The organism is Pseudomonas sp. NKUCC02_KPG (genome assembly GCF_019345465.1).
Taxonomy (GTDB): Bacteria; Pseudomonadota; Gammaproteobacteria; order Pseudomonadales; family Pseudomonadaceae; genus Aquipseudomonas.
In genome coordinates, this window is sequence record NZ_JAHKRC010000005.1 from 116,082 (window position 1) to 136,950 (window position 20,869).

The 20,869-nt window shown below is 58.4% G+C and carries 19 protein-coding genes; 4 read left to right on the forward strand and 15 right to left on the reverse strand.

What is annotated here, in order from left to right:
- The first annotated feature begins 229 nt into the window (after nucleotides 1-229).
- Entirely contained in the window at nucleotides 230-1,546 is a 1,317-nt protein-coding gene (locus tag KO536_RS08410; protein ID WP_133076265.1) for an MFS transporter, read from the forward strand.
- Between the two features lie 108 nt (nucleotides 1,547-1,654).
- Here the strand turns inward: KO536_RS08410 and purT are convergent, their stop codons facing one another.
- From purT to KO536_RS08435, 5 genes are all read right to left on the reverse strand, one after another.
- Complete coding sequence (gene purT / locus KO536_RS08415) at nucleotides 1,655-2,836, reverse strand: formate-dependent phosphoribosylglycinamide formyltransferase (protein ID WP_133076266.1); 1,182 nt, start codon at nucleotides 2,834-2,836, stop codon at nucleotides 1,655-1,657.
- An 83-nt stretch (nucleotides 2,837-2,919) separates the two neighbouring features.
- Entirely contained in the window at nucleotides 2,920-3,381 is a 462-nt protein-coding gene (locus tag KO536_RS08420) for a VUT family protein (RefSeq protein ID WP_019822065.1), read from the reverse strand.
- Nucleotides 3,382-3,474: 93 nt separating this feature from the next.
- Complete coding sequence (locus KO536_RS08425; RefSeq protein WP_133076268.1) at nucleotides 3,475-3,684, reverse strand: DUF1289 domain-containing protein; 210 nt, start codon at nucleotides 3,682-3,684, stop codon at nucleotides 3,475-3,477.
- Nucleotides 3,677-4,204: a gamma carbonic anhydrase family protein gene (locus tag KO536_RS08430; protein WP_133076269.1), complete on the reverse strand. Its 528-nt coding sequence runs from the start codon at nucleotides 4,202-4,204 to the stop codon at nucleotides 3,677-3,679. Before KO536_RS08430 ends, KO536_RS08425 begins: the two co-directional genes overlap by 8 nt.
- A 40-nt stretch (nucleotides 4,205-4,244) precedes the next feature.
- Nucleotides 4,245-4,847 (reverse strand): CoA pyrophosphatase, encoded by a 603-nt coding sequence (locus KO536_RS08435; RefSeq protein WP_133076270.1) that lies wholly within the window; start codon nucleotides 4,845-4,847, stop codon nucleotides 4,245-4,247.
- Between the two features lie 145 nt (nucleotides 4,848-4,992).
- On the opposite strand from KO536_RS08435, the gene KO536_RS08440 reads away from it, so the two are divergent.
- Nucleotides 4,993-5,550 carry an NUDIX hydrolase gene (locus tag KO536_RS08440; protein ID WP_133076271.1) on the forward strand — a complete coding sequence of 186 codons (558 nt, stop codon included), beginning with the start codon at nucleotides 4,993-4,995 and terminating at the stop codon, nucleotides 5,548-5,550.
- A gap of 35 nt (nucleotides 5,551-5,585) precedes the next feature.
- On the forward strand, nucleotides 5,586-6,152 hold the full coding sequence (locus tag KO536_RS08445) for a murein L,D-transpeptidase family protein (protein WP_133076272.1): 567 nt from the start codon (nucleotides 5,586-5,588) through the stop codon (nucleotides 6,150-6,152).
- Between the two features lie 72 nt (nucleotides 6,153-6,224).
- On the opposite strand, the gene KO536_RS08450 is transcribed toward KO536_RS08445, so the two are convergent.
- Entirely contained in the window at nucleotides 6,225-6,536 is a 312-nt protein-coding gene (locus KO536_RS08450; protein ID WP_133076273.1) for a YqfO family protein, read from the reverse strand.
- A gap of 21 nt (nucleotides 6,537-6,557) precedes the next feature.
- Entirely contained in the window at nucleotides 6,558-10,454 is a 3,897-nt protein-coding gene (gene purL / locus KO536_RS08455; RefSeq protein ID WP_133076274.1) for a phosphoribosylformylglycinamidine synthase, read from the reverse strand.
- 285 nt (nucleotides 10,455-10,739) lie between these two features.
- On the opposite strand from purL, the gene mltF reads away from it, so the two are divergent.
- Nucleotides 10,740-12,197 (forward strand): membrane-bound lytic murein transglycosylase MltF, encoded by a 1,458-nt coding sequence (mltF, locus tag KO536_RS08460; protein WP_133076275.1) that lies wholly within the window; start codon nucleotides 10,740-10,742, stop codon nucleotides 12,195-12,197.
- 21 nt (nucleotides 12,198-12,218) lie between these two features.
- Here the strand turns inward: mltF and pdxJ are convergent, their stop codons facing one another.
- The 8 genes from pdxJ to lptF all read right to left on the reverse strand — a co-directional run bounded on the left by pdxJ (nucleotide 12,219) and on the right by lptF (nucleotide 20,594).
- The gene (gene pdxJ, locus KO536_RS08465; RefSeq protein ID WP_133076276.1) at nucleotides 12,219-12,962 is read right to left on the reverse strand and encodes a pyridoxine 5'-phosphate synthase; all 744 of its coding nucleotides are present in this window, start codon (nucleotides 12,960-12,962) and stop codon (nucleotides 12,219-12,221) included.
- Nucleotides 12,963-13,012: 50 nt separating this feature from the next.
- Entirely contained in the window at nucleotides 13,013-13,702 is a 690-nt protein-coding gene (gene recO, locus KO536_RS08470; protein ID WP_219261658.1) for a DNA repair protein RecO, read from the reverse strand.
- Between the two features lie 95 nt (nucleotides 13,703-13,797).
- Nucleotides 13,798-14,700, reverse strand: a complete 903-nt coding sequence (gene era, locus KO536_RS08475) for a GTPase Era (protein ID WP_019822047.1) — start codon at nucleotides 14,698-14,700, stop codon at nucleotides 13,798-13,800.
- On the reverse strand, nucleotides 14,693-15,382 hold the full coding sequence (gene rnc / locus KO536_RS08480) for a ribonuclease III (RefSeq protein ID WP_003440162.1): 690 nt from the start codon (nucleotides 15,380-15,382) through the stop codon (nucleotides 14,693-14,695). The genes era and rnc overlap by 8 nt, the downstream gene beginning before the upstream one ends.
- 218 nt (nucleotides 15,383-15,600) lie before the next feature.
- Nucleotides 15,601-16,455, reverse strand: a complete 855-nt coding sequence (lepB, locus tag KO536_RS08485) for a signal peptidase I (RefSeq protein ID WP_019822043.1) — start codon at nucleotides 16,453-16,455, stop codon at nucleotides 15,601-15,603.
- Between the two features lie 5 nt (nucleotides 16,456-16,460).
- Nucleotides 16,461-18,260 (reverse strand): translation elongation factor 4, encoded by a 1,800-nt coding sequence (lepA, locus tag KO536_RS08490; RefSeq protein ID WP_133076278.1) that lies wholly within the window; start codon nucleotides 18,258-18,260, stop codon nucleotides 16,461-16,463.
- Nucleotides 18,261-18,421: 161 nt separating this feature from the next.
- Nucleotides 18,422-19,483, reverse strand: a complete 1,062-nt coding sequence (lptG, locus tag KO536_RS08495; protein ID WP_133076279.1) for an LPS export ABC transporter permease LptG — start codon at nucleotides 19,481-19,483, stop codon at nucleotides 18,422-18,424.
- The gene (lptF, locus tag KO536_RS08500; protein WP_133076463.1) at nucleotides 19,476-20,594 is read right to left on the reverse strand and encodes an LPS export ABC transporter permease LptF; all 1,119 of its coding nucleotides are present in this window, start codon (nucleotides 20,592-20,594) and stop codon (nucleotides 19,476-19,478) included. Before lptF ends, lptG begins: the two co-directional genes overlap by 8 nt.
- Between the last annotated feature and the right edge of the window lie 275 nt (nucleotides 20,595-20,869).

A 20,869-nucleotide genomic window follows, 5' to 3' on the forward strand; every position in this document is an offset into this window, starting at 1 on the left:
CGGGCCTCCCTATAATCTTCCTCGCTTACCCAAGCCTCGCCGACACGCGTGCTACCCGCACCCAGCGCTGTCGGCGCGTTGCTTTACGCAGTACCTGCGTACGTTCCCATCCTGAACTGCGCTTGCACCCTGTTATCCCTCAGGGCAAACGACCATAAAAATTGCTCGCCACGTCACGCCGCAAAGGCTGGCATCGGCCAATGAGCTCATAACTGTCAGGGATTTACGCATGACCTCCAGCACTACTTACAGCGAAGCCTCGCCCGACAAGCCGGCCAACTCCGCAACCCGCGTTGCCACGGCCAGTTTTATCGGCACGGCCATCGAGTTCTACGACTTTTACGTGTATGCCACCGCCGCCGCACTGGTCATTGGCCCGGTATTTTTTCCGCAGACCTCCGGCACGGCGCAGATGCTGTCGGCGTTCCTGACCTTCGGCATTGCCTTTCTCGCCCGCCCGCTGGGCTCTTTCCTGTTTGGCCACTTCGGTGACCGTATCGGGCGCAAATCCACACTGGTCGCCTCCCTGCTGCTGATGGGCGTGTGCACCACGCTGATCGGCGTGCTGCCAGGTTACGCCACGATCGGCGCCTGGGCTCCGATCCTGCTGTGCGTGCTGCGCTTCGGTCAGGGGCTCGGGCTGGGCGGGGAATGGGGCGGCGCAGCATTGCTGGCCACCGAGAACGCTCCCAAAGGCAAGCGCGCCTGGTATGGCATGTTCCCGCAACTGGGGCCCTCGATCGGGTTTCTGGCAGCCAACGGCCTGTTCCTGATTCTGGCCATGAGCCTGAGCGATGAGCAGTTCCGCTCATGGGGCTGGCGCATCCCCTTCCTGCTGAGTGCGGCGCTGGTGATGGTCGGCTTGTATGTGCGCCTGAAACTGGAAGAAACACCGGTGTTTGCCAAAGCCGTAGCGCAACACGAGCGGGTGAAAATGCCCATCGTTGAGCTCTTCAGCCAATACTGGGCACCGATGCTGCTGGGCGCCGCCTCCATGGTCGTGTGCTATGCACTGTTCTATATCTCGACCGTGTTTTCGCTGAGTTATGGCGTGTCCACGCTGGGCTATACCCGCGAGACCTTCCTCGGCCTGCTGTGCTTTGCCGTGCTGTTCATGGCCGCTGCAACACCTCTTTCAGCCTGGGCCAGCGATAGATATGGACGCAAGCCGGTGCTGATTGTCGGCGGTGTACTGGCGATCTTGTCGGGCTTTCTGATGGAGCCTCTGCTCACCCAGGGTTCGACCTGGGGCGTGGCGCTGTTTCTGTGCATTGAGCTATTTCTGATGGGCGTGACCTTTGCCCCCATGGGCGCCCTGCTGCCTGAACTGTTCCCGACCCGCGTGCGCTATACCGGCGCATCGGCGGCGTACAACTTGGGCGGGATTGTGGGCGCATCGGCCGCACCGTTCTTTGCCCAGAAGCTGGTGAGCATGGGCGGTTTGAGCTGGGTGGGCGGGTATGTTTCGGGTGCGGCAGTGCTCAGCCTGATCGCTGTGCTGTGCCTGAAAGAAACGAAAGAGGCTGACCTGAACAAGGTGGCCTGATCGGCGCAGGAAATCCGTAATCGCTGTCGAGGCACGAAGGCTGCGAGCTCTTAAAGTTTAAAAGCTCGCAGCCTTCGTGCCTCGGCAGCGACTACGGGGATGTTTTTTTTACAGCTCGACCACTACAGCCTTGGCTGCACGGGTCGCCTTGGCGCGTGCAGCTTCAATCGACTCATCACGGGCCAGGGCCACGCCCATGCGGCGCTGGCCATTGACCTCTGGCTTGCCGAACAGGCGCAAGGCCGTATCCGGCTCGCTCAAGGCCGCACCCAGGTTGGAGAACGCAGTCTGGGTCGACTGCCCTTCCACCAGAATCACCGCCGAGGCCGATGGCCCGAACTGACGGATCAGCGGAATCGGCAAGCCCAGAATCGCTCGTGCATGCAGGGCGAACTGGGACAAGTCCTGGGAAATCAGCGTAACCAGACCGGTATCGTGCGGGCGCGGCGAGACTTCGCTGAACCACACCTGATCGCCCTTAATGAACAGCTCAACGCCAAACAGGCCGCGGCCGCCCAGCGCCTCGGTCACGGCTTTGGCAACACGCTCGGACTCGGCCAGAGCAATCGGGCTCATGGCCTGCGGCTGCCAGGACTCCTGGTAGTCGCCCTTCTCCTGACGGTGACCGACCGGCGCGCAGAACGTGGTGCCACCGATGTGGCGTACGGTCAGCAGGGTGATTTCGTAGTCGAAGTCGATAAAGCCTTCGACAATGACCCGCCCCTTGCCCGCACGACCGCCTTCTTGTGCGTAGTCCCAGGCAGCTTTCACATCATCAGTGCTGCGCAGCAGGCTCTGGCCCTTGCCCGACGAGCTCATCACCGGCTTGACCACACACGGGAAGCCCAGGTCCAGCACGGCGGCGCTGTAGTCTTCAAAGGTATCGGCAAAGTGATACGGCGAGGTTGGCAGGTCCAACTCTTCTGCCGCCAGACGTCGAATGCCTTCTCGGTTCATGGTCAGCGAAGTGGCGCGGGCGGTCGGAATGACGGTAAAGCCTTCGGCTTCCAGCTCAACCAGGGTCGCGGTGGCAATGGCTTCGATTTCAGGAACAATAAAGTGCGGCTTTTCTGCTTCGATTACGGCACGCAAGGCTGCGCCATCGAGCATATTGATGACGTGGCTGCGATGGGCAACCTGCATGGCCGGTGCGTTGGCATAGCGATCGACAGCGATCACTTCGACCCCCAGACGCTGCAATTCGATGACAACTTCTTTGCCCAGTTCGCCGCAGCCACACAGCAATACGCGGGTCGCGGTCGGCGACAGTGGGGTTCCGATACGGGTCATTTCAGGTCCTCATGGAAACAAATCATCGAAGGCGCGCACACAACCTGCGCCTGCAGGGGAAGAAAGGCCGGCATTTTACCTGACTAAACGGCGGCTTTGCGCAGTCGCCAGGCCATTGCCAGCCACACACAGGTCACTCCGGCAAATTTCGACGCCATGGCGATGAGAATCACGCCCGGGGTAAACGCATCGATCATGCCGAAAAAGATAAAGGTATCAATCGGGATACTCAGCGCAGAGCTGATCCACAAGCGGTCATGCAAGGGTCGCTTGGTGATGCTGAACACCAGCCAGTCGATGCATTCGGAGACGGCGAACGCGGTGGCGCTGGCCAGGGCAATCGAAGGATCAGAGGTGATGTATGACAGCACCAGTGCCGCCAGCATGGCCAACAGCGCACCGTGGCCAAAGCGGGTTTGCACCATGTCGCGCAAAACAAACACCAGCCCGCCCCAGGCCGACCAGATAATGTCCAGGTGCGGCGCCGTTGAGAACGCGAAGTTGATCAGCACGACGCTGGCGATATAAGCGATAAGAAACAGCATGGGAGCGGGCGACACCTCTGAATAAGGCGCACAGGGTACTTGAGTCGCACCCGATTTTGTACCCGCCACATGCCCCTGTGGCAGCGGTATTTGTCAGGTACTGGCGCCCTGCATCCACACCAGGCCACTGGACTTGGCCCGCTCATGACACAGCACCAGCACTTCCCGGCGCTCGACGTTGGTCATGCGGCTCCAACGGGTGATTTCAGCCACGGTACGCTGACAACCACTGCACACATCGTCGTCATCCAATGCGCAAATGTTCACACAGGGAGAGGCGACCGGGCGCTCCACTTCAGTCATTGCTCTGCACCTTCAAATCACGGGCATAACGCTGGCCGTTCTGCACGTAATGCGCGGCACTGGCCTCCAGCAGTTTTTTCTGTTCGTCGGTCAAGTCACGCACCACCTTGCCCGGCGACCCCATGACCAGCGAACCGTCCGGGATTTCCTTGCCTTCACCAATCAGCGAGTTGGCGCCAATGATGCAATGCTTGCCGATTCTGGCGCCATTGAGGATGACTGCATTGATCCCGATCAGGCTGTAATCTCCCACCGTGCAACCATGCAACATGGCGTTATGGCCAATGGTCACCCCCGTCCCCAGGGTCAGCGGGTAGCCCATATCGGTATGCATCACCGCGCCATCTTGCACGTTACTGTTCTTGCCAATCAGGATCAGCTCGTTATCACCGCGCAACACGGCGTTGAACCAGACACTGGCACCCTCCTCCAGGCGCACCTTGCCGATCAGGGTGGCGTTGGGCGCGGTCCAGCTTTCTGGATGGGTTTCGACGAGCGAGTCGCCCAGGCTGTATTTCATGCAGATGTCCTCAAGGCAGCGTGGCCGTCTGCTGACGGCTCTAGATTGGAATGGAACGCTCAGGCGGGGTATGCAGATTGATATTGACGTCGTCGTACAGCAGGTTCATCAGCTCAACGATCATGATTGCCGTGAGCCCCCAGATTTTATAAACCCCAAAACGGTAGCTCGGCACATACCAGCTGCGCCCCTGATAATCGATGCGATGGGTGTGCTCACGGGGGTCCTGGCGAAAAAACTCCAGAGGTACGCTGAACACGGCAGCAATTTCGGCGTCGTTGGCCAGGTATTCAACGTAGTCCGGGACGAGGCCAACGTAGGGCGTCACACGGATACCGTGCAACGAAATCAAAGGGCTCAGCGGCCCGATGACTTCGACCAGCCCGGGCGGCAGACCGATCTCTTCTTCGGCCTCACGCAGGGCGGTAAATACCAGATCCGGGTCTTCAGGATCGCGGCGCCCGCCCGGGAAAGCCACTTCACCGCCGTGGGTCGACAACCCGCTGGCACGCAGGGTCAGAATCAGTTCGGGTTCAGCGCTGCGCGTCACCGGCAACAGCACGGCAGCCTCGGGGAAATTCCGTTCCGTTTCCAGCGTGCGCGGGGTGTAGCGGCTTACACGGCCAAGCAGCTCGTCCAGCATAGGTCATCTCGATCCGTCACTTATCGGGCATCATGCACCAAATCGTGGGCAGCACCCAAGCCCCACAGTGTCGCAGCCGCCATATCGCACTTGCCGCGAGGCCGCCTCAGCCCCCAAGATAGGCGCCAGAGCCAGAGACCCCAGCATGAAATTTTGCAGCCAGTGCGGCCACTCCGTCAGCCAACACATCCCACAAGGCGATTCACGCCTGCGGTATGTGTGCGACCACTGCCAGACCATTCACTATCAGAACCCGAATATCGTTGCCGGCTGCCTGCCGACCTGGGGCACACAAGTGCTGTTGTGCCGTCGCGCCATCGAGCCGCGCAAAGGCTACTGGACGCTGCCCGCAGGTTTCATGGAAAACGGCGAGACGGTCGAAAATGCAGCTCGACGTGAAACCCTCGAAGAAGCCTGCGCTGCAGTTGAAAACCTGAACATCTACACCCTGATCGATGTACCGCACATTAATCAGGTGCATATTTTTTATCGTGCCGAGCTGCAAAGCCTCGATTTTTCAGCCGGTGAAGAGAGCCTTGAAGTCCGGCTTTTTGAAGAAGCTGACATCCCTTGGTCAGAGCTGGCTTTCCGCACGGTCAGCCGTACCCTAGAATGCTTTTTCGCTGACCGCCGGGACAACACCTACCCCGTGCGCAGCGAGGCTGTAGCGCCCCTGTCCAGCCTGATCAAACCCCAACAATAATGCTGTTCGCCTTGCACCTCAGGAATATCCCTCTAATGCGTTGGTTGCTCGCTGCTCTTTGCTTTTCATTTGCCGTTACCTGCCAGGCTTCTGTTGTCATCACCGTAAACGGCAAACCCGTCGATAAGAATCAGGTACTCCAGTCAACCCCATCGGCACCCTCTGCGCACGCCGGGCAAAGTATCGACAAGGTTCTTGTGCTCAAGTCTGCCCGCAAGTTGCAACTGATCAGCGATGGCAAACCGATCAAGACCTACCGCATCTCCCTGGGCAAACAACCCAAGGGGCCAAAAATGCGCGAGGGAGACAAACGCACACCTGAGGGGCTGTACTGGGTCGACTGGCGCAAAAAAAGCGACAAGTTCAACCTGGCCATGCACATCAACTACCCCAATATCAGCGACGCGGCCACCGCCCGGCGTGAAGGCGTGAACCCCGGGTCGATGATCATGATCCACGGCACGCCGGACAGCGAAGAAAACCCTGAAGAACTGTTCCACACCCTGGACTGGACCGATGGCTGCATCGCAATGAAAAACCACGAAATGCGCGAAGTCTGGAACCTGGTCAAGGACGGCACGATGGTTGAAATCCGCCCTTAGCCCCACGCCACGCACATAACAAAAAACCCGCTGACCGTTACCGGTTCAGCGGGTTTTTTATACGCATTGCAGCTAGAGATCAGCCAAACGCCACACTTCATAAGCGGGCGTTTCATACGGGTGGCTGTGCTTGAGCGCAGCCACCACGTCGTGGACAAGATCGTCTGCGACGACCAGCTCAACTTTCCATTCCCCGACATATTCGACCTGGCCGGTTTGCCCGATAAACGGCTGACTGCCGTCCAGCGCGCGAAACTGGCCCTGGCCCAAGGTCTGCCAGGCGCAGTGGTCATAATTGCCGATTCGTCCGCCACCGGCGGCGAATACGGCATTTTTGACCACGTCCACGTGGCTTGGGGGAACGAAGAAGCTGAGCTTGTACATCGCTTTTAATCTACCCAGCCTTTAATTGACCCAAGCACGAGCGTTACGGAACATGCGCAACCACGGCGCATCTTCGTTCCACTCTTCTGGACGCCACGAGTTCTGTACGGCGCGGAACACACGCTCAGGGTGCGGCATCATGATGGTGACACGCCCGTCACTGCTGGTCAGGCCGGTAATCCCGCGCGGCGAGCCGTTCGGGTTGGCCGGGTAGTTTTCAGTGACCTTGCCGTGGTTGTCGACGAAACGCAGCGCCACAGAACCGGACAGATCCGCTTGCAGCATGGCTTCTTCGCTGGCGAACTCGGCATGACCTTCACCGTGAGCAATGGCGATTGGCATGCGCGAACCGGCCATGCCCTGCAGGAAGATCGAGTTCGACTCCTGCACCTGGACCATCGCCACACGGGCTTCGAACTGCTCGGAGCGGTTGCGCACGAAGTGTGGCCACAGCTCGCTGCCCGGAATCAATTCGCTCAGGTTGGACATCATCTGGCAACCGTTGCACACACCCAGGGAGAAGCTGTCGGTACGCTCAAAGAAGCTCTGGAACGCATCACGGGCACGGGCATTGAACAGAGCCGACTTGGCCCAGCCTTCACCGGCACCCAGCACGTCGCCGTAGGAGAAACCACCGCAGGCAACCAGGCCCTTGAACTCGTTCAGGTCGACACGGCCGGCCAGAATGTCGCTCATGTGGACGTCAATGGCATTGAAGCCGGCGCGATCGAACGCCGCTGCCATTTCAACCTGACCGTTTACACCCTGCTCACGCAGTACGGCCACTTGAGGGCGAATGCCTGTCTTGATGTACGGCGCGCTGATGTTCTCGTTGACATCAAAGCTCAGCTTGACGCTCAGGCCCGGATTGTCTTCTTCAAGCAACACGGCGAACTCTTGCTCCGCGCACTCGGCGTTGTCGCGCATACGCTGGATCTGGTAGCTGGTTTCAGCCCACTGACGTTGCAGCAGACGGCGCTGACCTTCAAACACGGTCTCGCCATTGAACTCGATGCTTACATCGTCACAGTTGCGCGGCTGGCCAATGACCGATACGCAGTCGCCCAAACCGGCAGCGCTGAACTGCGCAAGGATGTCTGCCATGGAGTCCTGGCGAACCTGGATCACTGCACCCAACTCTTCGTTGAACAGGATCGCAGGAATGTCGGCAGCAGTTTCAGCCAGGCCGTCGAGGACCAGGTTGACACCACAGTGACCGGCAAACGCCATTTCCATCACGCTGGTCAGCAAACCACCGTCGGAACGGTCGTGGTAAGCCAGCAGATGGCCGTCGGCATTCAAGCCCTGGATCACGGCGAAGAAAGCCTTGAGGTCTTCTGCGTCATCAACGTCGGGAGCCTGTTTACCCAGCTTGCCGTAGGTTTGAGCCAGGATGGAGGCGCCCATACGGTTTTGGCCACGACCCAGATCGATCAGAACCAGATCGGTCAGGCCCTTGTCCATGCGCAGCACGGGGGTCAGGGTCTGGCGCACATCGAGCACCGGGGCAAAACCGGTAACGACCAACGACAGCGGCGAGGTGACCGTCTTGTCAGTACCCTCTTCGCTCCAGCGGGTTTGCATGGACATCGAGTCCTTGCCCACCGGAATGGTGATGCCCAGCTCAGGGCACAGCTCCATGCCGACCGCTTTAACGGTGTCGTACAGGCGGGCGTCTTCACCCGGGTGACCAGCAGCGGACATCCAGTTGGCAGACAGCTTGATGTCACTGATCTTGCCGATCCGCGAAGCTGCGATGTTGGTCAGGGTTTCGCCGATCGCCATGCGGCCCGATGCCGGGGCATCCAGCAGTGCCAGCGGAGTACGCTCGCCCATGGCCATGGCTTCACCGGTGTAGACGTCGAAGCTGGTGGCGGTGACGGCAACGTCAGCCACAGGCACCTGCCACGGACCCACCATCTGGTCGCGAGCAACCAGGCCGGTGATGGTACGGTCGCCGATGGTGATCAGGAAGCTCTTGCTCGCTACAGCCGGGTGATGCAGGACGCGTTCAACGCATTCGCCGATGTTCAGCGCTGCCGGGTCGAAATCATCGCCCAGCTCTGCTTCACGTACTGCTGAACGGTGCATGCGCGGCGCCTTGCCCAGCAACACTTCCAGTGGCATGTCCACCGGGTTGTTGCCGAAGTGGCTGTCGGTGACGGTCAGTTGCGGCTCGGCAGTGGCTTCGCCGACGACGGCAAACGGGCAACGCTCGCGTTCGCAAATCGCCTGGAAGCGGTCGAAATCTTCGACGCCCACGGCCAGAACGTAACGTTCCTGGGATTCGTTGCTCCAGATTTCGTGCGGGGCCATGCCCGGCTCGTCGTTTGGAATATTGCGCAGTTCAAAACGACCGCCACGCTCACCGTCGTTCACCAACTCCGGGAAAGCGTTGGACAGACCGCCCGCACCCACGTCGTGGATGAAGCTGATCGGGTTTTTGTCGCCCAGCTGCCAGCAACGGTCGATCACTTCCTGGCAACGACGTTCCATTTCCGGGTTTTCGCGCTGAACCGAAGCGAAGTCCAGGTCAGCCGAGCTTGCGCCGGTGGCCATCGAGGAAGCCGCGCCGCCGCCCAAGCCGATCAACATCGCCGGGCCACCGAGCACGATCAGCTTGGAGCCAACCGTGATTTCGGCTTTCTGTACGTGTTCGGCGCGGATGTTGCCCATGCCGCCAGCCAGCATGATGGGCTTGTGGTAACCACGGACTTCTTCGCCGCGGGGAGTCGTGATGGACTGCTCGAAGGTACGGAAGTAACCGGTCAGGGCCGGACGACCGAATTCGTTGTTGAACGCAGCACCGCCCAGAGGGCCTTCGATCATGATGTCCAGCGCGGTAACAATGCGCTCTGGCTTGCCGTATGGCACTTCCCACGGCTGTACAAAGCCTGGGATCTGCAGGTTGGATACGGTAAAGCCGGTCAGGCCAGCCTTGGGCTTGGCACCACGACCGGTTGCGCCTTCGTCACGGATCTCGCCACCGGAACCGGTCGCAGCACCCGGGAACGGGGCGATTGCGGTTGGGTGGTTGTGAGTTTCGACCTTCATCAGGATGTGTACAGGCTCCTGCACCGCGCCGTACTGGCGGGTTTCAGGGTCCGGGAAGAAACGCCCGGCAACACTGCCTACGATGACCGAAGCGTTGTCCTTATAAGCAGACAGAACGCCCTCGCTGTGCATCACGTAGGTGTTCTTGATCATGCCAAACAGGCTTTTGTCCTGGCTCTGGCCGTCAATATCCCAACTGGCGTTGAAGATCTTGTGACGGCAATGCTCGGAGTTGGCCTGGGCAAACATCATCAGTTCGATGTCGTGCGGGTTGCGACCCAAACCGTTGAAGGCGTTGACCAGATAGTCGATTTCGTCTTCAGCCAGTGCCAGACCCAACTCGACGTTGGCTTTTTCCAGCGCGGCGCGACCGCCACCCAGCACGTCAATCGCTGTCAGCGGCTTGGGCTCGGCGTGACTGAACAGACCGCTGGCCTGCTCGAGATTACCCAGCACGATTTGCGTCATGCGGTCATGCAGTGCAGCACCAATCAGCTCGGCATCAGCGTCGCTGAACTGGCCAGCCACGTAGAACGCAATGCCTCGCTCCAGGCGCTGGACTTTAGCCAGGCCACAGTTGCGGGCAATGTCGCTGGCCTTGCTGGACCAGGGGGAAATGGTGCCAAACCGCGGCAACACCAGGAACAGTCGGCCGCTCGGCTCTTGGACCGGTACGCTTGGACCGTACTTCAGGAGACGAGCCAGTACCTGCTGTTCATCGCTGGTCAGCTCACCGGTCGTTTCGGCAAAGTGGGCGAATTCAGCATACAAACCAGTGACAGCCGGAACCTTCAGGCTCAGTTGTGCAAGGAGTTTGCTGTGGCGAAAGGCAGAAAGGGCAGGAGCGCCGCGCAGGATCAACATCTTCGGGACAGCCTCGGGAGGGGTATGCTTTGAGGCCCGGCATTCTAGCCTAAACCGTTCGCCTCGGCACCCGAAACGGTACACCTGACGCACACCAGACGTCGCTAATCGACCAAACCCTTATTCTTTATAGCTATCAGCCGCTTCAGAGATGGTCTTTTATGATCTTTAGACAGTGACCCGACCCCCATTCCACAGGGGTTTCAGGGTTTTTTGCAGCCAATATCAGAATGATCAAAAATTGTCGAGATATGGCACCTGCGCAGCTTTGCGTATACTGCGCGGATGTTTTCTCTAACTGTATTCCGCCAGCGCTGCGCCAGATGGCTCTTCGCAACCGGACTCTTCCTGATGCTCGGTGCCTGCGTTGAAAAACCCAGCACCCTTGAGCGCGTAAAGGAGGACGGGGTACTGCGGGTGATCACCCGTAACAGCCCAGCGACCTATTTCGAGGATCGCAATGGCGAAACCGGCTTTGAATATGAGCTGGTGAAGCGCTTTGCCGACGATCTGGGGGTAGAGCTTAAAATCGAAACGGCTGACAACCTGGATGAAATGTTCAATCAGTTGAGCCAACCCGACGGCCCTGTTTTGGCTGCTGCCGGTCTGGTCAGCAGCGAGAAGCGCCTGCAACAAGCCAAGTTCTCCCACCCGTACCTTGAAGTCACGCCGCAGATCATCTATCGCAACGGGCAATCGCGTCCGACCTCCCCAGCCGATCTGGTTGGCAAACGCATCACCGTACTTAAAGGCAGCTCCCACGCCGAGCAGCTTGCCGAACTCAAGAAGCAATACCCCGGGATTGAATACGACGAGTCCGACGCTGTCGAAGTCGTTGACTTGCTGCGCATGGTCGATGAAGGCCAGATCGACCTCACACTCGTCGACTCCAACGAAGTGGCCATGAACCAGGTGTACTTCCCCAATGTTCGTGTGGCATTTGATCTGGGCGACGCACGCAGCCAGCGCTGGGCAGTTGCCGCAGGTGAAGACAACAGCCTGCTCAACGAGATCAATGCGTACCTGGACAAGGTCGAGAAGAACGGCACCCTGCAACGCCTCAAAGACCGCTATTACGGGCACGTGGATGTACTGGGCTACGTGGGTGCCTACACCTTCGCCCAGCACCTGCAGCAGCGTCTGCCCAAGTATGAAAAGTTCTTCAAGGATGCCGCAAAAAAAGAACAGATCGACTGGCGCCTGCTCGCAGCCATGGGCTACCAGGAATCATTGTGGCAGCCCACGGTAACGTCCAAGACCGGCGTTCGCGGCCTGATGATGCTGACCCAGAACACTGCGCAAGCCATGGGCGTTTCCAACCGCCTGGATGCAAAGCAGAGCATCATGGGCGGCGCCAAATACCTCGCGCTGATCAAGAGCGAGCTGGACGATGACATTGAGGAGCCTGACCGCACGTGGTTTGCGCTGGCGGCCTACAACGTTGGCGGCGGACATCTGGAAGACGCACGCAAACTGGCCAAGAAAGAAGGCCTGAACCCGAACAAGTGGCTGGACGTGAAGAAGATGCTGCCTCGCCTTGCGCAGAAGCAGTGGTACAGCAAGACACGCTATGGCTACGCACGAGGCGGTGAGCCGGTGCATTTTGTGGCCAACATCCGTCGTTACTACGACATCCTGACATGGGCCACACAGCCGCAACTTGAAGGCGATCAGGCTGCTGACAGCAAGCTGCACATCCCCGGTATCGACAAGACCAAGCCCAAGGAAGAGCCACAGCTGTAGAGCGATTCATGCCTGATCTACTTAAACCTTAGCAGCAGCCACTATCAGCGCTTTCATCTCGGCCACAGCTGATTTGAAGCCCACGAACAACGCATGCGCCACCAGCGCATGGCCAATGTTCAACTCGTTAATCCCCTTGATTGCCGCTACCGCTTCCACGTTGTGGTAGTGCAAGCCGTGGCCGGCGTTGACGATCAACCCCTGGGCCAGACCAAACGCCACCCCCTGTGCCACGCGCTGCAACTCTTCAGCGACGTCGGAAGGGGTTTGCGCGTCGGCATAGCGGCCAGTGTGCAGTTCGATAGCAGGTGCACCGACACGCCTTGACGCTTCAATCTGACGCTCGTCCGCATCGATGAACAGCGACACTTCACAACCGATTTTGGCCAGACGCTCGACAGCGGCTTTGATCCGCGCCTCTTGCCCGGCTACATCCAGACCGCCTTCAGTGGTCAGTTCCTGACGGGTTTCGGGCACCAGGCAGATATGAGCCGGGCGAATGTGCTCGGCAAATACCATCATTTCTTCAGTCACGCCCATTTCGAAGTTCATGCGCGTTTGCAGCACGTCCTTGAGCAGCAACACATCACGCTCTTGAATGTGCCGACGGTCTTCGCGCAGATGTACGGTGATGCCGTCGGCGCCCGCCTCTTCGGCGTCCAGCGCAGCCTTGACCGGGTCAGGGTAACGCGTGCCGCGAGCCTGACGCAGCGTGGCTACGTGGTCGATGTTCACGCCGAGAAGAATGCGATTGCTTTGGGTCACTGGGGCTCTCCTGAAGAGTTGACGATTCGGCGCACAGCATACCGGTCTATTCAGGGCTTGCGAAACAACTCGCGACTGGCCAGGGGCTTGCCAGCCAAATGCACGGCCAGTGCCTGACGCATCAGGCGCTTGGCAGCAGACAAGGCGCCAGGAACGGTCCAGTCAGCCTCGGCCATCCCGTGCAGTTCTGCGCCATGAAACAGCCCGGGCTGCACCAGATAAATCCGCTCAAGCCCCGCATCTACCTGCAACCGATACATGCCATCAGCCGCCACCGGCTCGCCGTGAATGTCATGAGCCAGGGAAAAGCCATAGCCCAAATCGTCCAGCAAGCGCCACTCGAACGCCCGCAGCAGTGGCTCCAGCGGTCGCCCTTCAGCCAATGCCAAAAGCGTTGCCGCATAGTGGTCGAAGACCGCCGGATGAGGGTCTTCGGCAGGCAAAAGCCGCACCAGCAGTTCGTTGAGATAAAGACCGCTGAACAGCGCTTCGCCATTGAGCCAGGTAGAGATACCCGCGCTCTCCATGCGCCCTACGTTTTTCAACTCGCCCCGCCCGCGAAACTCGATTTCCAGCGGGACAAAGGGCCTGGCCAACGAGCCCGCCTTGCCCCGCGCACTGCGCAACACTGCCCGCAGGCGACCTTGAGGCGTGATGAAATCCACCAGAGCGCTGGTCTCACGATAGGGACGACTGTGCAGGACGTAGGCGAGTTGGGCTGTGGGGGCTTTGCTGGACATGGAACTCAGCTATCTCAGAAGGCAAACACTGCCAGGAAGAACAGCACAAAACCAAAGTGGGAGCGGCGGTGCTCCCACAGGGGGTAGTGCCGTGCTTACAGGTCGCCGTAGCCCAGAGAACGCAGGGCGCGTTCGTCGTCGGACCAGCCGCCTTTGACTTTAACCCACAGGTTCAGCATGACCTTGGAGTCGAACAGCAGCTCCATGTCCTTGCGCGCTTCGGTGCCGATGCGCTTGATACGCTCGCCCTTGTCGCCAATGATGATTTTCTTCTGACCGTCACGCTCAACCAGAATCAAGGCATGGATATGCAGGGTTTTGCCCTGCTGCTTGAACTCTTCGATTTCGACAGTGATCTGGTACGGCAGCTCGGCGCCCATCTGGCGCATGATTTTTTCACGCACCAGCTCGGCAGCCAGGAAGCGGCTGCTGCGGTCAGTGATCTGGTCTTCCGGGAAGAAGTGATCGTTTTCCGGCAGGTGATCGGCGATCACGCGCTCCAGGGCTTCAAGGTTGTGACCATGCTGAGCGGAGATCGGAATGATCTGGGCGTTCGGCAGTTGCTCCTGAAGCCAGCTCAGGTGCGGCATCAACTCGGCCTTGTCTTCGATGCGGTCGGTCTTGTTCAGCGCTACGATCAGCGGTCCGGTCACATACTGCACACGTTCCAGCACCATCTGATCTTCGTCGGTCCACTTGGTACGGTCGACAACGAAGATCACTACGTCGACGTCTTTCAACGCCGCCGAAGCGGTTTTGTTCATGTAGCGGTTAAGGGCCTTTTCGCCGCCCTTGTGCATGCCCGGGGTATCAACGTAGACCGCTTGCACGTTGCCTTCGGTCTTGATGCCCAGCATGTTGTGACGGGTGGTCTGGGGTTTGCGCGAAGTGATCGCCAGCTTTTGACCCAGAATGTGGTTCAGCAGTGTGGATTTACCCACGTTTGGTCGACCAACAATGGCAACGTAGCCACAGCGAGTTGCAGTTGTATCAGTCATGGCCATTCTCCACGCCAAGGGCTATCAGTGCTGCGGCGGCCGCTACCTGTTCGGCAATACGACGACTCACACCCTGACCTCGGCTTTTTTCATTCAATAGGGCAATTTCGCACTCAACGAAGAATGTGCGGCAATGCGGTTCGCCCTGGATATCTACCACTTCGTAACGCGGCAGATCGCAGGCACGCGACTGCAAGAACTCTTGCAGACGGGTCTTTGGATCTTTATTGGTGTCGACCAGGGTCAACGTCTCGAACTCGCTGGCAAGCCAGGCCAGTACGCGGTCACGGGCGGCGTCCATGCCCGCATCCAGGTAAATGGCGCCAATCAGCGCTTCAAGGGCATCAGCCAGGATCGATTCGCGGCGAAAACCACCGCTTTTGAGCTCACCCGAGCCCAGGCGCAGGTACTCGCCCAACTCAAAACCACGGGCCAGTACGGCCAGGGTTTCGCCTTTTACCAGGCGTGCGCGCAGACGCGACAACTGGCCTTCTCGGGCCAACGGGAAGCGGTCAAACAGTGCTTCACCGGCAACAAAATTGAGAATGGCATCACCCAGGAACTCAAGGCGCTCGTTATTGCGCCCCGCGAAACTGCGGTGTGTCAGGGCCAGAATCATCAGTTCCTGGTCTTTGAAGGTGTAGCCGAGCTGACGCTCTAAACGTTCTAAAGAAAAACTCACGATTTACCCACGCTGAGTTCGTGGCCGAATGTCACCACCGGACCGATATTAGGGATCAGTGATGTTCGTTTATCGCATAGCAAATGGACAGGGAACAGGCTGTTCGCCGCCGTCACACTTAACGCTTTGTTCAAATCCACATCCTGAATACTCAGGCATACGACTTATTCGTACACCTGAAAAGCATTCGGCGCTGTTATTAACAGCGCCGTTTTTGGCTACTTGATCAGACCAACCCGCGAGAAGTTCGGCAGGTTGCTCGCCTTGGGCTCCGGCCAGCTCATCCAAACAGCGAAGGCCTTGCCGACAATGTTCTTGTCGGGGACCATGCCCAGCTCGTCTTTGGGAATGTTCGGATCATCCCAGTAACGGCTGTCGTTCGAATTGTCGCGATTGTCGCCCATCATGAAGTAATGCCCGGCCGGAACCGTCCACTCCTTGTCAGGCGGCGCACGATAGCGGCTCATTTCCTTGCGGATCATGTGCTCGACTTCGCCCAGCTTCTCTTTGTACAACTCGGCACTGCCCAGGGTGCCAGCTTCGACACCCACCAATTGCTCGGCTACCGGCTTGTCGTTGACATAGAGATGCTTGTCGCTGGTGTAGCGAATCTTGTCGCCCGGCAGACCCACTACACGCTTGATGTAGTTGACTGTCGGATCGCTTGGGTAACGAAACACCATCACATCGCCCCGCTTCGGATCACCCACTTCGATGATTTTCGTGTCCAGTACCGGCAAGCGGATCCCGTACGAAAATTTATTCACCAAAATGAAGTCGCCCACATCCAGGGTCGGCTTCATCGAACCGGACGGGATCTGGAACGGCTCAACCAGAAACGAACGCAGCACCAGCACGATGAACAACACCGGGAAGAACGACTTGCCGTATTCAACCAGCAGCGGTTCCTTGTTGAGCTTTTCGACTACCTGCATATCAACCGGAGTAACACTGGCTTGATAGTTGGCAATGGCCTTGCGCCGGCGAGGAGCCAGGAAGACCAAATCGAGCAGCGCCAGCAAACCGCACACGGCAACAGCAATGACCAGCAACAGCGGGAAATTTAGTGACATAGGACCTAGCTATCCAACCTGAGCACTGCAAGGAAGGCTTCTTGTGGAATTTCCACGTTACCCACTTGCTTCATGCGTTTTTTACCGGCTTTCTGCTTTTCCAACAGCTTGCGCTTACGGCTAACGTCACCACCGTAGCATTTGGCCAGTACGTTTTTTCGGAGCGCTTTAACAGACGAGCGCGCAATGATTTGGCCGCCAATGGCAGCCTGAATTGCCACATCGAACATCTGACGCGGAATCAGCTCTTTCATCTTCTCGGTCAACGCACGCCCTTTGTAGTGAGCGTTGTCGCGGTGAACAATCAGTGCCAGAGCATCAACTTTCTCGCCGTTGATCAGTACATCGAGCTTGACCAGATTGGCCGACTGATAACGGTTGAAATGGTAATCAAGCGAAGCATAGCCGCGACTGGTGGATTTGAGACGGTCGAAGAAGTCCAGAACCACTTCGTTCATCGGCAAATCGTAGGTCACTTGCACCTGAGAACCCAGGAACAACATGTCGTGCTGAACGCCGCGCTTTTCAATGCACAGGGTAATGACGTTACCCAGGTGCTCTTGAGGCACAAGGATATTGGCGCGCACGATTGGCTCGCGAATGTCTTCAATCGAAGAGACGTCTGGTAGCTTGGACGGGTTGTCGACGTAAATCGTTTCGCCCGTCTTGAGCAGCAGTTCGAAAATTACGGTTGGGGCCGTGGTGATCAGGTCCAGGTCGTACTCGCGCTCAAGGCGCTCCTGGATGATCTCCATGTGCAACATGCCCAGGAAGCCGCAACGGAAGCCGAAGCCCAGTGCATCGGAGCTTTCCGGGGTGTACTGCAGCGACGAATCGTTCAGCGTGAGCTTTTGCAGGGCTTCGCGAAAGTCTTCGAAGTCGTCAGAGCTTACCGGGAACAGACCCGCGTAAACCTGAGGCTGAATACGCTTGAAACCTGGCAGTACGTCGACGTCAGGCGTCGTGCTCAAGGTCAGGGTATCGCCCACTGGCGCACCATGAATGTCCTTGATGCCGGCAATGATGAAGCCTACTTCACCGGCCTTCAGGTCAGTGGTAGCCGTGTGCTTGGGGTTGAACACACCCACGCTGTCTACCAGGTGCATCTTGCCGGTGGACTTGACCAGGATCTTGTCGCCCTTTTTCACGCGGCCGTGGCGCACGCGAACCAGGGACACAACGCCCAGGTAGTTGTCGAACCAGGAGTCGATGATCAACGCTTGCAGCGGATCTTCGTAGTTACCGGTTGGCGCAGGAATGGTGTGCACCAGGCGCTCAAGCACTTCGTCGACGCCCAGGCCGGTTTTGGCGCTGCAGGTCACGGCATCAGTGGCATCAATGCCAATGATTTTTTCGATTTCTTCCTTCACGCGATCAGGATCGGCCTGCGGCAGGTCGATCTTGTTCAGCACCGGCATGACCTCAAGGCCCTGCTCGATGGCGGTGTAGCAGTTGGCAACGGACTGGGCTTCTACGCCCTGCCCCGCATCGACTACCAGCAAGGCACCTTCACAGGCTGCCAGGGAACGGCTGACTTCGTAGGTGAAGTCAACGTGTCCCGGCGTATCAATGAAGTTCAATTGATAGGTAATGCCGTCTTTGGCCGTGTAATACAAGGTGACGCTGTGGGCCTTGATAGTGATCCCGCGCTCACGCTCGAGGTCCATGGAGTCCAGTACCTGGGCTTCCATTTCGCGGGCACTCAGGCCACCGCACATCTGGATGAAGCGATCGGCCAGCGTCGACTTGCCATGGTCAATGTGGGCGATGATGGAGAAATTGCGGATATGACTCAAATCACTCACGGGTCAACACTCAAAAAAGTCGCAGGCAGACTGCCCGCCGAAAAATAGCCGGGAATTGTACCTGATCCTCTCGCCAAGCGTCACGTTCACAGGCCAATGGACACCTACAAAAAAGCCCCTATCGCGAGATAGAGGCTCTTGATTGACTCAATGACCGCTCATCAACCCGCCCGGCGTAACAGCCAGAAACCGGCCAGAGCACAGATGGCAGCCGGTACCAGCACCGCGAACAGCGGCGAGAAACCGAACACCAGGCTCAATGGCCCCAACAGGTCTTGCGCGATCTTGAAGACGAATCCGACCAGCACCCCGGTAAATACCCGCTGGCCCAGAGTAACAGAGCGCAACGGGCCGAAGATGAAGGATATGGCCATCAACACCAGCGCAGCCGTTACCAGCGGCTGCAACACCTTGACCCAAAAGGCCAGCCAGTAACGGCCATTATTCAGCCCCTGATCCTTGAGGTAATGGATGTAGCTCCACAAACCCGCGATCGACAGCGACTCGGGAGCCATGACCACGGTATTGAGCAACTGCGGGCTCAATGACACATCCCAGCGCTCTTCAGGGGTCTTTACAACTTCAGTGCTGTTACCGTGAAAAAGCGTGGTGCTCACGTCGCTCAACTGCCAGTTACCCTGGTCGAACTGCGCCTTTTTGGCGAAGCTGGCCGACTGCATCTGGTGATCTTTGTCAAAACGATACCGGGTCACGCCGTAAAGCAGGCCATTGGGCTGAACAGCGTTGATGTGGATGAACTCGTCCCCCTGACGATGCCACAGACCGTGCTTGGAGCTTTGGGAATCACCGCCACCCTGCGCCAGCGCGCGATTGGCCTGAGCGATGTTCTCGGTGGCCGGAACCACGTACTCGCCAATCAGCACGCCCGCCAGCATCAGCACCAGCATCGGCTTCATGACGGCCCAAACAATGCGCCCCAGGGACACGCCCGCAGCACGCATGATGGTCAGTTCACTGTTGCTGGCAAGGCCACCCAGGCCAATCAGACAGCCAATCAACGCTGCCATCGGCAGCATTTCATACAAGCGGCGCGGCGCGGTCAGCATGACAAAACTGAACACATCCAGGATGGTGTAGCTGCTGCTGATACTGCGCATCTCATCGATCAACGCAAACAGCAGCGCCAGACCCAGAATAATCCCCAGCACGGCCAAAATCGCAAATAACACACTGCTACCAATGTAGCGGTCGAGCTTAACCACGGGCCATCTCCTCGGCACTACGGCGACTTGCCAGTTTCAAGCGCAGCGGCTCCCAATACATCAGCCCCAGGCCAATGACCAGGAACAGGCCATGCACCCACCACAAGCCCAGCGCCAACGGGATTTTGCCGCCTTCAAGCAGGCCTCGCCCCCAGGTCAGCATGCTGAGGTAGCCCATATAAAGCAGAATGGCCGGCAACAGCTTGAGGAAGCGCCCCTGGCGAGGATTGACCCGCGACAACGGCACCGCGATCAGGGTCACGATAAATACCAGCAGCGGGAAAGCTATACGCCATTGCAACTCGGCGACCGCACGGGGTGCCGGGTTGCCGATAAGGTCCGGAGTCGGGATGGCGTCACGATCGGTCACATCATTGCTGACTTCCGGTTTTGGCAGCAATACACCGTAGGTGTCGTACTTGATGGCACGGTAATCGGCCTGCCCCGGATTGCCGTCATAGCGATAGCCATCGTCCAGAATCAACCAGCGACTGCCGTCAGGACGAATCTCCTGGCGACCCTTTTGCGCCAGCAGCACAGAAATACTGCGGTCCGCAGCATCCTCTCCGAGCTTCTTCTGAGTAATGAAGACGCCGGACAAAAGGCTACGGTTATTGCTCAGTTCTTCGGTGTAAGTCACCCGCGTGCCGTCACTCAAGGACTGAAAACGACCAGCCTCCAGGGTGTCGAACTCGGTCAGGGCATCTTGCTTATTGAGCAACAGCTGAAATTCATTGGCGCCCTGGGGTGCCAGGCTCAGGCTGAGCCAGGCCACGATCAGGGCAATCAGCGCAGCAGGAGCCATAGTGATGGCCAGCAAGCGCTGACGACTCATGCCGGTGGCCGACAGAACGGTCATTTCGCTTTCAAGGTACAAGCGACCGTAGGACAGCAGAATACCCAGAAACAGCCCCAGCGGCAGGATCAGCTGCATGAAGCCTGGCAGGCGGAACCCCATGATCAGGAACAATGACCCCGGATCCAGGGCACCCGAGGCGGCCTGAGCGAGATACTTGATGAAACGACCGCTCATGATGATGACCAGCAGCACAGCGCTGACAGCGCTCAATGTAAGCAGGACTTCGCGGGATAGATAACGGAAGACGATCAAACCAGACACTCCAGGGTCGTCAGGCTAAGGCGGCCAAACAAACAGCATAACGAGTCGGCCCATACCTCATCATAGATGAGACGGGCCGTCTAAAAAGATGGCGCATTATCCTGTGAATGACCGCCCCTGTCACTGCGCAGTCTTGAAAGTACCCCGCTGGCCAAATACCGGGGTTGTCAGGCTCCTGCGGCGGGGTTCAAACTGCCCGCCTTGACGCCAGCCTTAATCACAGGTGAAGCGCTTCATCTATCAAGCAAGCAAACAGTACTGTTTGT

Excerpts from the sequence above, each read along its gene's own strand:
- KO536_RS08410 (WP_133076265.1), top strand. The coding sequence starts at position 230 with ATGACCTCCAGCACTACTTACAGCGAAGCCTCGCCCGACAAGCCGGCC.
- purT (WP_133076266.1), bottom strand. The coding sequence starts at position 2,836 with ATGACCCGTATCGGAACCCCACTGTCGCCGACCGCGACCCGCGTATTG.
- KO536_RS08420 (WP_019822065.1), bottom strand. The coding sequence starts at position 3,381 with ATGCTGTTTCTTATCGCTTATATCGCCAGCGTCGTGCTGATCAACTTC.
- KO536_RS08425 (WP_133076268.1), bottom strand. The coding sequence starts at position 3,684 with ATGACTGAAGTGGAGCGCCCGGTCGCCTCTCCCTGTGTGAACATTTGC.
- KO536_RS08430 (WP_133076269.1), bottom strand. The coding sequence starts at position 4,204 with ATGAAATACAGCCTGGGCGACTCGCTCGTCGAAACCCATCCAGAAAGC.
- KO536_RS08435 (WP_133076270.1), bottom strand. The coding sequence starts at position 4,847 with ATGCTGGACGAGCTGCTTGGCCGTGTAAGCCGCTACACCCCGCGCACG.
- KO536_RS08440 (WP_133076271.1), top strand. The coding sequence starts at position 4,993 with ATGAAATTTTGCAGCCAGTGCGGCCACTCCGTCAGCCAACACATCCCA.
- KO536_RS08445 (WP_133076272.1), top strand. The coding sequence starts at position 5,586 with ATGCGTTGGTTGCTCGCTGCTCTTTGCTTTTCATTTGCCGTTACCTGC.
- KO536_RS08450 (WP_133076273.1), bottom strand. The coding sequence starts at position 6,536 with ATGTACAAGCTCAGCTTCTTCGTTCCCCCAAGCCACGTGGACGTGGTC.
- purL (WP_133076274.1), bottom strand. The coding sequence starts at position 10,454 with ATGTTGATCCTGCGCGGCGCTCCTGCCCTTTCTGCCTTTCGCCACAGC.
- mltF (WP_133076275.1), top strand. The coding sequence starts at position 10,740 with ATGTTTTCTCTAACTGTATTCCGCCAGCGCTGCGCCAGATGGCTCTTC.
- recO (WP_219261658.1), bottom strand. The coding sequence starts at position 13,702 with ATGTCCAGCAAAGCCCCCACAGCCCAACTCGCCTACGTCCTGCACAGT.
- era (WP_019822047.1), bottom strand. The coding sequence starts at position 14,700 with ATGACTGATACAACTGCAACTCGCTGTGGCTACGTTGCCATTGTTGGT.
- lepB (WP_019822043.1), bottom strand. The coding sequence starts at position 16,455 with ATGTCACTAAATTTCCCGCTGTTGCTGGTCATTGCTGTTGCCGTGTGC.